This is a genomic window from Microvirga lotononidis (assembly GCF_034627025.1).
GTDB lineage: Bacteria > Pseudomonadota > Alphaproteobacteria > Rhizobiales > Beijerinckiaceae > Microvirga > Microvirga lotononidis.
In genome coordinates this window covers 3,300,850-3,315,537 of sequence record NZ_CP141048.1, presented here as the reverse complement: position 1 = coordinate 3,315,537, position 14,688 = coordinate 3,300,850, and the positions used below count along the sequence as shown (strand labels likewise).

At 65.2% G+C, this 14,688-nt stretch carries 10 protein-coding genes; 8 read left to right on the top strand and 2 right to left on the bottom strand.

What is annotated here, in order from left to right:
• Positions 1 to 11 precede the first annotated feature (11 nt).
• The 5 genes from U0023_RS15690 (at position 12) to U0023_RS15670 (ending at position 6,987) form a co-directional block, all read left to right on the top strand.
• Positions 12 to 1,877 (top strand): ABC transporter ATP-binding protein, encoded by a 1,866-nt coding sequence (locus tag U0023_RS15690; protein WP_009494016.1) that lies wholly within the window; start codon positions 12 to 14, stop codon positions 1,875 to 1,877.
• Positions 1,877 to 3,790: an ABC transporter substrate-binding protein gene (locus tag U0023_RS15685; RefSeq protein WP_009494017.1), complete on the top strand. Its 1,914-nt coding sequence runs from the start codon at positions 1,877 to 1,879 to the stop codon at positions 3,788 to 3,790. Before U0023_RS15690 ends, U0023_RS15685 begins: the two co-directional genes overlap by 1 nt.
• Positions 3,787 to 4,806: an ABC transporter permease gene (locus tag U0023_RS15680; protein WP_009494018.1), complete on the top strand. Its 1,020-nt coding sequence runs from the start codon at positions 3,787 to 3,789 to the stop codon at positions 4,804 to 4,806. Before U0023_RS15685 ends, U0023_RS15680 begins: the two co-directional genes overlap by 4 nt.
• Positions 4,803 to 5,966, top strand: coding sequence for an ABC transporter permease (locus U0023_RS15675; protein WP_009494019.1), 1,164 nt, complete (start codon positions 4,803 to 4,805; stop codon positions 5,964 to 5,966). Before U0023_RS15680 ends, U0023_RS15675 begins: the two co-directional genes overlap by 4 nt.
• Positions 5,967 to 6,039: 73 nt before the next feature.
• On the top strand, positions 6,040 to 6,987 hold the full coding sequence (locus tag U0023_RS15670; protein WP_009494020.1) for an acetamidase/formamidase family protein: 948 nt from the start codon (positions 6,040 to 6,042) through the stop codon (positions 6,985 to 6,987).
• On the opposite strand, the gene U0023_RS15665 is transcribed toward U0023_RS15670, so the two are convergent.
• Positions 6,984 to 8,237: a DUF763 domain-containing protein gene (locus tag U0023_RS15665; protein ID WP_009494021.1), complete on the bottom strand. Its 1,254-nt coding sequence runs from the start codon at positions 8,235 to 8,237 to the stop codon at positions 6,984 to 6,986. The genes U0023_RS15670 and U0023_RS15665 overlap by 4 nt on opposite strands.
• A gap of 167 nt (positions 8,238 to 8,404) precedes the next feature.
• Positions 8,405 to 9,922: a DEAD/DEAH box helicase gene (locus tag U0023_RS15660; RefSeq protein ID WP_009494022.1), complete on the bottom strand. Its 1,518-nt coding sequence runs from the start codon at positions 9,920 to 9,922 to the stop codon at positions 8,405 to 8,407.
• Between the two features lie 381 nt (positions 9,923 to 10,303).
• On the opposite strand from U0023_RS15660, the gene U0023_RS15655 reads away from it, so the two are divergent.
• Genes U0023_RS15655 through glpK form a run of 3 tightly spaced genes read left to right on the top strand, consistent with a single transcriptional unit; the run spans position 10,304 to position 14,625 of the window.
• On the top strand, positions 10,304 to 11,539 hold the full coding sequence (locus tag U0023_RS15655; protein WP_009494023.1) for an MFS transporter: 1,236 nt from the start codon (positions 10,304 to 10,306) through the stop codon (positions 11,537 to 11,539).
• Positions 11,540 to 11,593: 54 nt separating this feature from the next.
• Positions 11,594 to 13,114, top strand: a complete 1,521-nt coding sequence (locus tag U0023_RS15650; protein ID WP_009494024.1) for a glycerol-3-phosphate dehydrogenase — start codon at positions 11,594 to 11,596, stop codon at positions 13,112 to 13,114.
• Between the two features lie 14 nt (positions 13,115 to 13,128).
• Positions 13,129 to 14,625 carry a glycerol kinase GlpK gene (gene glpK / locus U0023_RS15645; protein ID WP_040639605.1) on the top strand — a complete coding sequence of 499 codons (1,497 nt, stop codon included), beginning with the start codon at positions 13,129 to 13,131 and terminating at the stop codon, positions 14,623 to 14,625.
• Positions 14,626 to 14,688 lie beyond the last annotated feature (63 nt).

Genomic DNA, 14,688 nt, shown 5'->3' with positions numbered 1-14,688 from the left:
TGGAGGAGCATATGGAAGCGCCACTCCTGTCGGTTCACGGGCTGGCAGTTGACTTCAAGACCGATGCCGGCGATTTCCGGGCCGTCGACGGGCTGACCTTCGACATCCCCAAAGGAAAGACGGTGGCGCTCGTCGGTGAATCCGGATCGGGCAAATCGGTGACGGCGCAGGCCATCCTCCAGATCCTGTCGAAGAAGGCCCGCATCACTGGCGGGTCGATCGTGTTCAACGATCCCACGAACTCCGGCGCCATCGACATCGCCGCACTCCAGCCCGAGAGCGACGCCATGCACGCCCTGCGCGGCGGACGCATCGCGATGATCTTCCAGGAGCCGATGACGTCCCTGTCGCCGCTCCATACCATCGGGGACCAGATCTCCGAGGCGCTGATGATCCATTCGGACGCGGATCAGGCCAAGGCGCGCCAGCGGACCATGGAGGTGCTGGCCCGGGTCGGCTTCCCCGATCCGAAGCGTGCCCTGAAAACCTATCCGTTCGAACTCTCCGGAGGCCTGCGCCAGCGCGCCATGATCGCCATGGCGCTCATCACTCGCCCGGCCCTCCTGATCGCCGACGAGCCCACGACGGCGCTCGACGTGACGACGCAGGCGCAGATTCTGGACCTCATCAGGGAGCTTCAGGGCGAGACCGGCATGTCGGTTCTGCTCATCACGCACGATCTCGGCGTCGTCGCCAATGTGGCCGACGAGGTGGTGGTGATGTATCGCGGGAGGGTCATGGAGGCGGGTTTGCGGGAGAACATCTTCCGCAACCCGCAGCATGCCTATCTTCAGGCGCTCATGCGCGCCGTCCCGCGCTTCGCCATGGCGGAGAACGAGCGCCTCACGCCGATCCGCGAAGTGAAGAGCGCCACGCTCACGTCGGCCGCCGCCCCGGAGCGGATCCAGCCGAAGGGACCGATCCTGAAGGTCGAGCATCTTACGAAGTCCTTCACGCTCCGGTCGGGTTGGTTCTCCGGCAAGACCCAGGAGATCCGCGCTGTCAGCGAAGTCGACCTGGCCCTTCCCGTCGGCAAAACCCTGGGGCTCGTGGGCGAATCCGGATGCGGCAAGACCACCGTGTCCAAGATGATCATGCGCGCGCTCACCCCCAATTCCGGTCATGTGCTGTTCGACGACGGCACGGGGCCGAAGGATGTGCACAAGCTGGAAGGCGATGCGCTGACCACCTATCGCCGCTCCGTGCAGTTCATCTTCCAGGACCCGTTCTCGTCCCTCAATCCGCGCATGACGGTCTATGAGCTTCTGACCGAACCCCTGCGCATCTACAACATCGGCACGTCGGACGAGCGCTATGCGCGGGTGAAGCAGCTCCTCGACATGGTGGGTCTCGATCATCGCGTTTTGAGGCGCTATCCGCATTCCTTCTCCGGCGGCCAGCGCCAGCGCCTCGGCATTGCACGTGCGCTCGCTCTCGAGCCGCGCGTTCTGCTCTGCGACGAGCCGGTTTCTGCGCTGGACGTTTCCGTGCAGGCGCAAGTCCTCAACCTGCTCAAGGACCTGCAATCGGCCCTCGGCCTGTCCTATCTCTTCGTCTCGCACAACCTCGCGGTCGTGGATTACATCGCCGATACCATCGCGGTCATGTGCCGAGGCTATATCGTCGAGGAGGCGCCGAAATCCTCCCTCTTCCGCAACCCGGTTCATCCTTATACGCAGGCATTGCTCGCCGCCGTGCCGGACCCGGACATCGACCGGCCGTTGGACTTCGCCAAACTGCGGAGCGGCCGCTTTTCCCAGCCCTCCGAATGGCCCGAGCCCTTCCGCATCAAGCCCGGCGAATTCGGCGTGATGAAACAGATCGAACCAGGCCACAAGGTTCGTGTGGGGCACCTGACAGCCCGGGAGGCTGCGTGATGCTGCTCAAGGCTCGAACACGAAAACTCGCCCTCGCCGTCGCCCTTGGATTGCTGGCGCTGCCCGCCATGGCGCAGGATTTCAAGGACGCCCCGTTCTTCGCCGAGCAGGTGAAGGCAAAGAAGCTGCCGCCCCTGGCGGAGCGGCTTCCGAAAGATCCCATCGTGGTCAAGGCCGCAGGCCATTACGGCGGCGATATCGTGACCCTGGTGCCGCGTGCGCGCGACATCCGCTATATCTCGACCTTCGCCTATACAAGGCTCGTCGGCTACGATCAGAATCTTCAGCTTCAGCCCGATCTCCTGGAAAAGCTCGACGACGAGGGCGACCGGGTCTTCACGTTCACCCTGCGCGCCGGGCACCGCTGGTCCGACGGCTCTCCCTTCACGGCGGAGGATTTCCGCTATTTCTGGGAGGACGTAGCCCAGAACCAGGACCTCTCACCGGCAGGGCCGCCGGAATTCATGCTCGTGGACGGCAAGCCCCCGCGCTTCGAGGTGCTCGATGAACGGACGGTGCGCTACACCTGGGACAAGCCCAATCCGCGCTTCCTGCCGCAACTGGCCGGGCCGCTCGATCCCGGCATCTACCGGGCTTCCGCGTATCTCAAGCAGTTCCACGCCAAATATGCCGACAAGGTCTCTCTCGAGGAGAAGGCGAAGCAGCAGAAGCTGAAATCCTGGGCGGCCCTGCACAATCGCATGGACGACATGAAGGAGCAGACCAACCCGGCCCTGCCCACCCTCATGCCCTGGCGCGTGATGAACGCCGCTCCGGCCAACCGCTTCATCTTCGAGCGCAATCCCTATTACCACCGGATCGACAGCCAGGGGCAGCAATTGCCTTACGTCGACCGGGTGATCATGGACGTGTCGGCGCCCGGCCTCTTCGCCGCCAAGGCCAATGCGGGAGAGGTCGACCTCCTGTTCCGCGGCCTCTCCATGAGCGACATCCCGGTTCTGAAGGAAGGCGAGAAGGCGAAAGGCTACAGGACCCTGCTCTGGCCCTATGCCCGGGGCACCGAGCTTGCGCTCTATCCCAATCTGAACACCGTGGATCCCGCATGGCGCGACCTGAACCGGGACGTCCACTTCCGCCGCGCCCTGTCGCTCGGGATCGACCGCAAAACGCTGAACAATGCGCTGCTCTTCGGCCTCGGGACCGAGGGCAACAACACCATCGTCTCGGAAAGTCCGCTCTTCAAGGAGGAGCTGCGCACGATGAATGCCGGGTATGACCCGGCTGAAGCCTCGCGCCTCCTCGACGAGATCGGCCTGACGAAACGCAATGGTGCGGGTATCCGCCTGCTTCCCGACGGGCGCGAGCTGGAGATCATCGTCGAAACGGACGGCGAGAGCAGTCTCGTGGTCGACGGCCTGACGCTGATCGGGGAATTCTGGCGGGAAATCGGCGTGAGACTGTTCGTGAAGCCGCAGGACCGCACGGTGCTGCGCAACCGCTCTTATGCCGGCCTGACGATCATGGTGGCCGCTCCCGGCCTCGACAATGCGATCCCCACGGCCATCATGCCGCCGACGGAACTCGCCCCCATGCGCCAGGACAATTACACATGGCCGAAATGGGGCCAGCACGTGGAGACCAAGGGCAAGAACGGGGAAAAGGTGGACATTCCCGAAGCCCGGCGCCTCCTCGACCTCTATACGACCTGGATGAGCACGGGCGATCGGGATCTGCAGAGAAGCGCCTGGAGCGAGATGCTGCAAAACCATGCCGAAAACCAATGGGCCATCGGCACGATCTCCGGCGCGCTCCAGCCCATCGTGGTCCGCAACGGGTTGCAGGGACTGCCGGTCAAGGCGCTCTACAGCTGGGAGCCGACGGCGATGCTTGGCATCTATCGCCTGGATGAAATCCACTGGAACAAAGCCGCCGGCAAAGAGGCCCGTCGATGATCCGTTTCCTGTTGCGTCGCTTCGTTACCATGGCGGTGACTCTGCTGATCATTTCGGCCTTGGTCTTCTTCATCATCAAGCTGCCGCCGGGCGACTTTTTGAGCAACCAGATCGCCGAGCTGAGAGCGCAGGGCGAATCCGCCTCCATCGCGAAGGCCGAGTTCCTCATCAGACAGTACGGGCTCGATAAGCCCGCCTGGCAGCAATACCTGGTCTGGCTCGGCGTCATGCCCGGTCCGAACGGCTTCTCGGGCCTGATGCAGGGCGATTGGGGCTGGTCCTTCGAGTACGACAAGCCCGTCGTGGAGGTGATCGGCGATGCCCTGTGGCTGACGCTTCTCGTCAACCTCGCGGCGGTGATCTTCATTCACGTGGTGTCGATTCCCATCGCGATCTATTCGGCGACCCGGCAGTATTCCTTCGGGGACTATCTCGCGACCTTCATCGGCTACATCGGGCTTGCGACCCCGAGTTTCCTGCTCGCGCTGATCCTGCTCTATTACATGAACCGCTGGTTCGGCGTTTCCATCGGCGGGCTCTACGACGCGCAGTATGCGGGCGAGCCCTGGACATGGGACAAGATCCAATCCCTGCTCTCGCATCTCCTGGTCCCGACCGTCGTGATCGGCCTCGGCGGTACGGCGGCCATGATCCGGCGCATGCGCGCCAACCTCCTCGATGAACTCGGCAAGCAATATTACGTGACGGCGAAGGCCAAGGGGCTCGAGCCCACCAAAGCCCTGCTGAAATATCCCTTCCGCATGTCGCTCAACCCCTTCATCGCCGATATCGGCAACCTGCTGCCGCATCTGGTCTCCGGATCCGTCCTGGTATCCTTGGTCCTGAGCCTGCCGACGGTGGGCCCGATCCTGTTGAGCGCGCTGAAAAGCCAGGACCAGTTCCTCGCCGGCTTCATCCTGATGTTCGTCGCAGTGCTGACGGTGGTCGGCATGCTGGTTTCCGATCTGCTGCTGGCCTGGCTCGATCCGCGGATCCGGATGGGAGGAGGACGATGAACACGGCTCTTCCCTCCAAGCACCACTATGTCGATCCGGCTCCCTTCGATCCGGGCAAGACCGAGCCGGTCGGGGCCGAAAGCGAGAGCTTCTACCGCGCCTCGTCCTGGCAATTGATGTGGTGGAAGTTCCGCCGCCACAAGGTGGCGCTGGCAGCGGCCTTCGTGCTGCTCGCCTTCTACCTTCTCGTGCCCTTCGTCGAGATCGTCGCGCCCTACAACCAGACGAAGCGCCACGGCGACTTCCTCTACGCACCGCCGCAGGCCGTTCACCTGATGCATGAGGGCCGCTTCGTTGGGCCCTTCACCTATCCCTACACGTACAGTTTCGACCTGGAGAGCTTCCGGCGCGTCTACACACCCGATCGAACGAAGCCGCAACCCATCCGTTTCCTGTGCCAGGGCAATACCTATCAGTTCTGGGGCATGTGGGAGATGAGCTTCCACCTGGTCTGCCCTCCCAAGGACGGCACGATGTTCCTGCTCGGAACCGACCGGCTCGGGCGCGACTTGCTCTCGCGCATCATCTACGGGGCGCGGATCTCGCTCACCATCGGCATCGTCGGCATCGCCGTGTCGTTCGCGCTCGGCCTCTTCTTCGGCGGGCTCGCCGGCTATCTCGGCGGCTGGGTCGATCACGTGATCCAGCGCATGATCGAAATCCTGCGCTCGCTGCCGGAGCTGCCCCTGTGGCTCGCGCTCTCCGCCGCCCTGCCGGCGAACTGGAGCCCGATCCTGGTGTTCTTCGGCATCACGATCATCCTCGGCCTGCTCGACTGGCCGGGGCTCGCGCGCGCCGTGCGCTCCAAACTCCTCTCGCTGCGCGAAGAGGATTTCGTGAAGGCGGCGGAGCTGATGGGCGCCTCCAAGCAGCGCATCATCGCGCGCCACCTCATCCCGAATTTCATGAGTCACCTGATCGCCTCGGCGACGCTCTCGATCCCGTCCATGATTCTCGGCGAGACCGCCCTCTCGTTCCTCGGCCTGGGCCTGCGCCCGCCCGTGACGAGCTGGGGCGTGCTGCTCAACGAGGCTCAGAACCTCGCGGCCGTGCAGCTCCATCCCTGGCTGCTCTTCCCGATGGTCCCGGTGGTGATCGTGGTCCTCGCTTTCAACTTCATGGGCGACGGGCTGCGCGACGCGGCGGATCCTTACCATTAGCCGGAAGACGTGTTGTCGTTCACGCATCGGAATGCGAGACATCCTGCATTGAAAGCGATGGCAGAGGTGTTTCGTGGCCGATTACCGGATTGATGCTTCCCCGGAGACCATTCACTGGGGCTATTTCGACGCGGCTCTGAAGCCGCTGCTGACGGTCGATTCCGGCGACACGGTCACGATCTCGACCGTGTCGGGCGGTCCCGAGGCGATGCCGAAGGAGCCCTTCGTGGTTCCGCAGGCGCTGACGGACATTCACGCGGCGCACAAGCCGAAGCTGCCGGGCCACATCTGCACCGGCCCGGTCGCCGTCCGGGGTGCCAAGGCCGGTCAGGTCCTCGAGGTCCGCATCCAGGATATCGCGCTGCATTACGATTGGGGCTTCACCTACTCGGCCCCGCAGAAAGGCGCCCTGCCGGACGATTTCGACGAGGTCCACTCCATGACCATCCCGCTCGACCGGGAGCGGATGACCGGCCGGCTGCCATGGGGCCTGGAACTGCCCCTGCGGCCGTTCTTCGGCGTGATGGCGGTGGCGCCACCTGCCGCCTGGGGGGCACTCAGCACCCTGCCGCCGCGCCGCAACGGCGGCAATCTCGACAACAAGGAACTCGTGGCCGGCACGACCCTCTACCTTCCGATCCATCATGACGGCGCCCTTTTCTCCGTCGGCGACGGGCACGGCGTCCAGGGCGACGGCGAGGTCTGCGTCACGGCCATCGAGACCGGCCTGATCGGCACCTTCGAGCTGCACCTGCGCGAGGACATGAGCCTCACCTGGCCCATGGCCGAGACGCCGACGCACGTGATGACCATGGCGTTCGATCCGGATCTCGACGATTGCGTCGTCATCGCGCTGCGCGACATGATCGACCTGATCGTCGCCCGCACCGGCATCACCAAGGCGGAGGCCTATGCCCTGTGCAGCCTCGCGGCCGACCTGCGCATCACGCAGGTGGTCAACGGCAACAAGGGCGTCCACGTGATGCTGGACAAGAGCCTTCTGCAAAAGGCCCAGCGCTAAACCGTATCGTCCGGCGGCGGCTCCTCTCCGAAGACGGAGCGGCCGCCGTAGGAATGCGATCTGGCGCGTTCCTGCCCGATGTGCTCCTCCACTGTCGGACCCGTGGCGCGGCGTTCGAGCGCGCGGGCCTGATCGTCCAGGCGCTTGAGCGCGAAGAGTTCCTCCTGCTGCCCGAGCTTCGCCTTCTGGACGGCCGATTTCAGCACGCGAATGGTTTCGTCGTAGACCCGCACCGGCACCGGATAGGGATGTCGGTCCTTGCCGCCATGGGCGAAGGAGAAACGGGCCGGGTCGCTGAAGCGGCAGGGCGTGCCGTGGACGACCTCCGCCACCATGGCGAGCGCCTGCACGGTTCGCGGGCCGACCCCGGGGGTCATGAGCAGGTCCGGGAAATCAGCCGGTCCCCGGTCGGCAGCGGCCGCGAGGGTCCCGTGCAGCCGCCGCAGCACCACGTCCTTGGCGCGAACGTCGTGATGCTCCGGCATCACGAGGTGCGGCAGCAGGGGCTGCGGATCGGCCTTAGGAGCAGGATCCGCCTCACGCTCTTCCAGCGCCAGGAACTTGCGGGCGATGTTGTCCGGTCCCAGGGTATCCAGAATCGCGATCTGGGCTTTCCGGGAGGCTTCCGCACGCCGGTCGGTGAGGTTGACGATGGTGCCCTGCCCTTTTCCGTCGATGGCCGTGTGCGGCTCGTCGACGAAGCTCTCCAGATCCTCCGACAGCCAGTGATAGCGGCGGGCCTGCCGGCTCACGTCGTTCATCCCCTGCTGGACCACCGCCCACTTGCCGTCATCCGTGACGATGAAGCCGTGGAGATACAGGTCGAAACCGTCCTGGATCGCCGCGCTGTCGACCTTCGCCACCAGACGGCTGGCATCGGCCAGGGCCGAACCGTTGAAGCCGACCCGTTCGCCGATGGCGATCAGCTCATGGGGCGTCTGCCGCGAGTGCTTTCCCCGCCCGCCGCAGACATGGATCCCGAGCTCCTTCGACAGGGGCGTCAGCCCGCGCTTCAGGGCCCCGATGACGCTGGTGGTGATGCCGGAGGAATGCCAGTCCATCCCCATCACGGCCCCGAACGACTGGAACCAGAACGGATGGGCCAGCCGGCGCAGCAGCTCATCGCGCCCGTAATGATGCACGATGGCCTCGCTCACCACGCCGCCGAGACGCGTCATCCGGTCGGCCAGCCATTTCGGCACATGGCCGCTATGGAGCGGCAGATCGGCGCTTCCGGCGCGTTTGGCCATCGGGCGATGTCTCCTGGGAGGTTGGGAGAAGGAGCAGTTGCTATGCCATAGTATGCTGCTCGGTAGCGAGACTGGCGCGGGAGCTCTCCTCCCCCTTGTGGAGAGGGAATGGGTTGAAGCTCCCAATAAAAAAGGCGCCCGAAGGCGCCTTTTCCGATCGTTGTGCCTTACCGGCGGCGCGGGCTCTTTTCGAGCCAGGCCACCTGGGCCCCGTCCCGGCGTCCGTCCTGACGGGCGGATGCGGGCTTGCCTTGAGCGGCGGGGCGCTGGCCCTGCGGGGCACGCTGTGCCTGCTGCGCGGGACGCTGCCCCTGGGCCGGGCGCGGGGCCGGTGCGGGCCGCTGCTGGTTCCCGGAGGCCGGCTGGCCGCCCTGCGGCTGGGCGTTGCCGCCCGGCTTGCCGCCGCGACCGCGACGGCGCTTGGGTCCGCGCTCGGCGTTCGGATCGGCGCTGCGCGGCTGGCCGTGCCCCTGATGCCCGCGGGCATGGGGAGCCGGACGACCGCGCTGCGGCTCGCGGCGCTCCGAAGTCTCGGAAGCTGCAGGAGCGGCGGGAAGGCCCTCGGGGAGAGGCATGACCGGAACCTTGAGGCGGGTCAGCTTCTCGATATCCTTCAGGTACGCCTTTTCCTCGTCGTTGCAGAACGAGATCGCAAGGCCGGTCGCCCCGGCGCGAGCCGTGCGGCCGATGCGGTGGACGTAGGATTCCGGCACGTTCGGCAGGTCGTAATTGATGACGTGCGTCACGCCCTCGACGTCGATGCCGCGCGCGGCGATATCCGTCGCCACGAGCACGCGGCAGGAGCCGTCACGGAAGCCCGCCAGCGCGCGTTCGCGCTGCGGCTGGGACTTGTTGCCGTGAATGGCCGCACCCGCGATGCCGGCCTTGTCGAGGCCGCGCACCACCTTGTCCGCGCCGTGCTTGGTACGGGTGAAGACGAGGACGCGGTCGATGGACGGATCGCGCAGGAGCGTCTCAAGCAGGACCTGCTTGCGGTTGGTCTGTACGAAGATCACGCTCTGCTCGACGCGCTCGGCGGTCGTCGCCACCGGGGTGACGGCCACATGGGCGGGATCGCGCAGGAACGAATCGGCCAGCGTCGAGATCGTCTTCGGCATGGTGGCCGAGAAGAACAGGCTCTGGCGGTCCTTCGGCAGCAGGGTCACGATGCGCTTCAGCGCATGGATGAAGCCGAGGTCGAGCATCTGGTCGGCCTCGTCGAGGACGAGGATCTCGATGTCACGCAGGGACAGGGCCCGGCGGTCCACGAGGTCGATCAGGCGGCCGGGCGTCGCGACGAGCACGTCGACGCCCTGAGCCAGCGCCTTCTCCTGGCGGGAGATGGTGACGCCGCCGAACACCACCTCGGTGGAAAGGCGCAGGTTGCGGCCATAGGCCTTGAAGCTGTCGGCGATCTGGCCGGACAGCTCGCGGGTCGGGCTGAGAACGAGGACGCGCGGGCTCTTCGGCTTGCGCGGCTTCGGGTTCGCGTTCAGGCGATGCAGGATCGGCAGCGCGAAGGCGGCCGTCTTGCCGGTGCCGGTCTGGGCGATGCCGCAGACGTCGCGGCCTTCCATGGCATAGGGAATGGTCTGGGCCTGGATCGGCGTGGGCTTCTCATAGCCTTCGGCAGACAGGGCCTTCAGGATCGGCTGGGCCAATCCGAAATCGGTGAAGAGTGTCAAAGTCGTAAGATCTTTCGAACGGATGCGGTGAGCCGCAAAGCAGGTTCGGCTTAAAGCAAAGGCGCTTCAGGGCTCTTGAGGCGAGAGCCCGCGTGATGGGGCCGTCGTATGGTTGAGCGATTGAAGAAGGGGACCGGGGTTTTCGCCGTTTCGCGAATATCCGTCACGCAGTCCCGCTCAAGCGTTCCGATTGCCGGACGCCGTCGCCTGACGTGCATATGGAGGTTTACACCCAATCCGTCAACCCTGACGCAACGGAAGCGCCCAACGATGCGCCGGCTAAGAGAAAAGACATCGTACTGATCCAAAAGTCCTGCTCCGCTTTTGGATCCGACGCTTTAAGGCTGACATATCCACCTCGACAGGCATAAGAATAGACCCATGTCCGCCCCCGCCCGCATGCCCTGGGCCTTCGTTTCCGCTCTCTCGCTGAACGTGCTGATCTCCTACGGCACGATCTTCTATGCCTTCGCGCTGTTCGTCGATCCGATGGGCCGGGAGCTCGGCTGGGGCAAGTCGGAAATGATGGCCGCCTATTCCCTCGCGTTAGGAACCTCGGCCTTCTGCGCCGTGCCGGTGGGCCGGCTCATCGACCTCGGCTATGGCCGCGCAGTGATGACGGGCGGCTCCCTTCTGGCCGGGCTCCTCCTGGTGTTCTGGTCCTATGTCGGGAGCTACGCCGCCTTCGTGCTGATCTGGCTCGCCATGGGGATCACCATGAGCACGGTGTTCTACGAACCCGGCTTCGCCGTCCTGACCCGCAGGCTCGGCTTCATGGCCCGGCGGGGGATCACCTTCATGACCCTGGTGGGCGGTTTCGCCAGCACGGTCTTCATCCCGCTCACCCACGTGCTGATCGAGCATCTGGGCTGGCGGAGCGCCCTCCTGGTCCTTGCCGGCTTCAACATCTTCGTCTGTGCGGCCCTGCACGCGATCACGATCCCGAGCGCGCCACCAAGAACGCCGCGCCATTCCGATGCCGGACCCGGCCACCCTCCTCCTGCCAATGCCCGGTGGGTTCTCCGGCGGGCCTCCTTCTGGTGCTTCGTCGCCTCCTCCGTTCTGCAGGGGGTGATTGCCGCGGGCCTCCCGATCCACCTGATCCCGCTTCTCGTCGAAAAGGGCTTCACCCTGGAGGTGGCCGTCGTCGCCTTCTCGCTCATCGGGCCGGCCCAGGTGGTGGGCCGGTTCGCCATGGCGTTCGGAGAGCGCGCCTTCGGGATGAAGGGCCTCGGCATCATCGTGCTGACCCTGGGAGCGCTCGCCTTCGCCATCCTGCCCTTCACGCCGTCAGGGTTCTGGCTGGTCGTGACCTTCGCCGTGCTCTTCGGAGCCTCCAACGGAATGATGACCATCGTCCGCGCCCTGCTCCCGTCCGAGCTGTTCGGCCGCGAGAGTTATGGTACGGTCCAGGGAATGATCGCCATGCCGGTCCGCCTCACAACGGCAGCGGCCCCGTTCATTTTCGGAACGCTGTGGGCTTGGTGGGGCGGTTATACGGCCGTCATCGCTCTGTGCTTAGGCATGTCGCTTCTCGCGCTCGGTTTCTTCGTCCTTGTGCTGGTGTTTCAAAAGGCTCATGAACGGCCCGAAAATTCACTTGCCTTAGACGGCTAAAGAACTCATTTGCTGAGCTGCAGAATGGCTTGGTTTTGAAGAAAGACGAGTTTCGTGACGACAGTGACTGATCTTCTGATTGTAGGCGGCGGCATCAACGGCGCGGGCATCGCGCGCGATGCGGTGGGCCGGGGCCTCTCGGTCGTGCTCTGCGAACAGGGCGATCTGGCCGGCTACACCTCCTCGGCCTCGACGAAGCTGATCCATGGCGGCCTGCGTTACCTGGAATATTACGAGTTCCGGCTGGTGCGCGAGGCGCTCTTCGAACGCGAGCGCCTGCTCAACTCCGCTCCCCACATCATCTGGCCCCTGCGCTTCATCCTTCCCCACGAGAAGGGCATCCGCCCGGCATGGTTCGTGCGTCTGGGCCTGTTCCTCTACGATCACCTCGCGCCGCGCAAGAAACTGCCGGGGACGGAGGGGATCAAGCTCACGCGCCACCCCGCCGGCCAGGCCCTGAAGCCCGGCTTCGACACGGCCTTCGTCTATTCCGACTGCTGGGTCGAGGACAGCCGCATGGTGGCCCTCAATGCCATCGATGCCTTCGAGAAGGGCGCCGACATCCGCGTCCGCACCAAGCTCGTCTCCGCCCGCCGGGATGGCGGCACCTGGGTGGCAACCCTCCAGAACGTGACGACGGGCGAGACCCAGGAGGTTCGGGCGAAGGTCATCGTCAACGCGGGCGGTCCGTTCGTCGCCGACGTGCTCAACGCCAAGCTCGGACTCAACACCACCAAGAACGTGCGCCTGGTGAAGGGCAGCCACATCGTGGTGCCGAAGCTCTTCGACACCAAGGAAGCCTTCATTCTCCAGAACACGGACAAGCGCATCGTCTTCGCGATCCCCTATCAGGAGAAGTTCACCCTGATCGGCACCACGGACATTCCGGTCGAGTCGGTGCCCGACAAGAAGGTCGAGATCAGCTCGGACGAGATCCAGTATCTCTGCAACGTCGTGAACCACTTCTTCAAGAAGCAGGTTACCCCCGCCGACGTGGTCTGGACCTATTCGGGCGTGCGCCCGCTCTTCGACGACGGTTCGAGCAACGCCTCCGCCGTCACGCGCGACTACGTGTTCGATCTCGACGCACCGCAGGGCGGTGCGCCGGTCCTGTCGATCTTCGGCGGCAAGATCACCACCTTCCGCAAGCTCGCCGAACATGCCCTCGAGGAGCTGAAGCCCTTCTTCCCCGCCATGAAGCCCGCCTGGACGGAAGACGCCAAGATGCCGGGCGGCGACATGCCGGACGCGGATTTCGATCGCTTCTTCGCCACCGTTCGTCAGCGCTGGCCCTTCCTGCCCGAGCACCTCGCCCATCGCCTGGCCCGCGCCTACGGCACGCGGATGGAAGAGCTCCTCGGCTCGGCGAAGTCCATGGCCGATCTCGGCGAGGATTTCGGCGCCGGCCTGACGGGCGCGGAAGTCGACTATCTCGTGCGCCGCGAATGGGCGCGCACGGCCGAGGACATCCTCTGGCGGCGCTCGAAGCTCGGACTGCATGTGCCGGTTGACGCTCCGGCCAAGATCGATGCCTACTTGGCCAAGAAGGACGCCGCGCCCGTCGCAGCGCAATGACATTGGGGAAGGACATGGCTCAGTACGTCGGCGCCATCGACCAGGGCACGACCAGTTCGCGGTTCATCGTGTTCGACAAGGCCGGAGCGATCGTCTCGCTCAGTCAGAAGGAGCACGAGCAGATCTATCCCGCAGCCGGCCACGTGGAGCACGATCCGCTGGAGATCTGGCGGAACACCCAGGAGGTGATCCGCGAGGCGCTGGAGAAGAAGGGCCTGAAGCCCCAGGACCTCGCGGCCATTGGCATCACCAACCAGCGGGAGACGACGCTGATCTGGGATCGCCGCACCGGCAAGCCCCTCCACAACGCCCTCGTCTGGCAGGACACCCGCGTCGATTCCATCGTCGAGGAATTCGCCCAGGACGGCGGCCACGACCGTCTGCGCGACAAGACCGGCCTCCCGCTGGCGAGCTATTTCTCCGGCCTCAAGCTGCGCTGGCTCCTCGACAACGTGCCGGGCGCGCGGGAGAAGGCCGCCGCCGGCGACGTGCAGTTCGGCAATATTGACACCTGGCTGGTCTGGAACCTGACGGGCGGCGTCAATGGCGGCTGCCACATCACCGATGTGACCAATGCCAGCCGGACCCAGCTCATGAATCTCAAGAGCCTCGAATGGGACGAGGAGATCCTGAGCCTCTTCGACATTCCGAAGGCCTGCCTGCCTCAGATCCGCTCCTCGAGCGAGGTCTACGGCAAGGCGACCGACAGCCTCGCGGGCGTTCCCATCGCGGGCATTCTCGGCGATCAGCAGGCGGCCCTCGTGGGGCAGGCCTGCTTCCAGCAGGGCGAGGCCAAGAACACTTACGGCACCGGCTGCTTCATGCTCATGAACACCGGCGAGACCCCCTACCCTTCGAAATGCGGCCTGCTTACCACCGTCGGCTACCGCTTCGGCCAGGGCAAGACCGTCTACGCCCTGGAAGGCTCCATCGCGATCGCCGGTGCCCTCGTGCAATGGCTGCGCGACAATCTGGGATTGATCCGGACCAGCACGGAAATCGAAACGCTGGCCCGCGGGGTCGAAGACAATGGCGGCGTCACCATCGTGCCCGCTTTCTCGGGCCTGTACGCGCCGCATTGGAACTCGCATGCCCGCGGCCTGATCGGCGGCCTGACGCGCTTCGCCAACAAGGGCCACATCGCCCGTGCGGCATTGGAAGCTACAGCCTTCCAGACCCGCGAGGTCCTTGACGCCATGACCAAGGATACCGGCATCGCCGTCAAGGAGCTGCGCACCGACGGCGGCATGGTCGTGAACGAGCTCCTGATGCAGTTCCAGGCCGATATCCTGAACGTGCCCGTTGTGCGCCCGAAGGTCATCGAGACGACCGCTCTCGGCGCCGCCTATGCGGCCGGGCTGGCCACGGGCTTCTGGAGCGGGACGGACGAGCTGGTGCAGAACTGGGCCGTCGACAAGCGCTGGAAGCCGGACATGGCTCCGTCCCGCCGCGAGCAGCTGAACGCCGTCTGGGACAAGGCCATCGCCCGCTCTCTCGACTGGGCGGAGTGACGCCTGGGCTGGCCCCGCCCCACGTCCCCTTTACGTCCTGGCCGTCCCCGGACTTGATCCGGG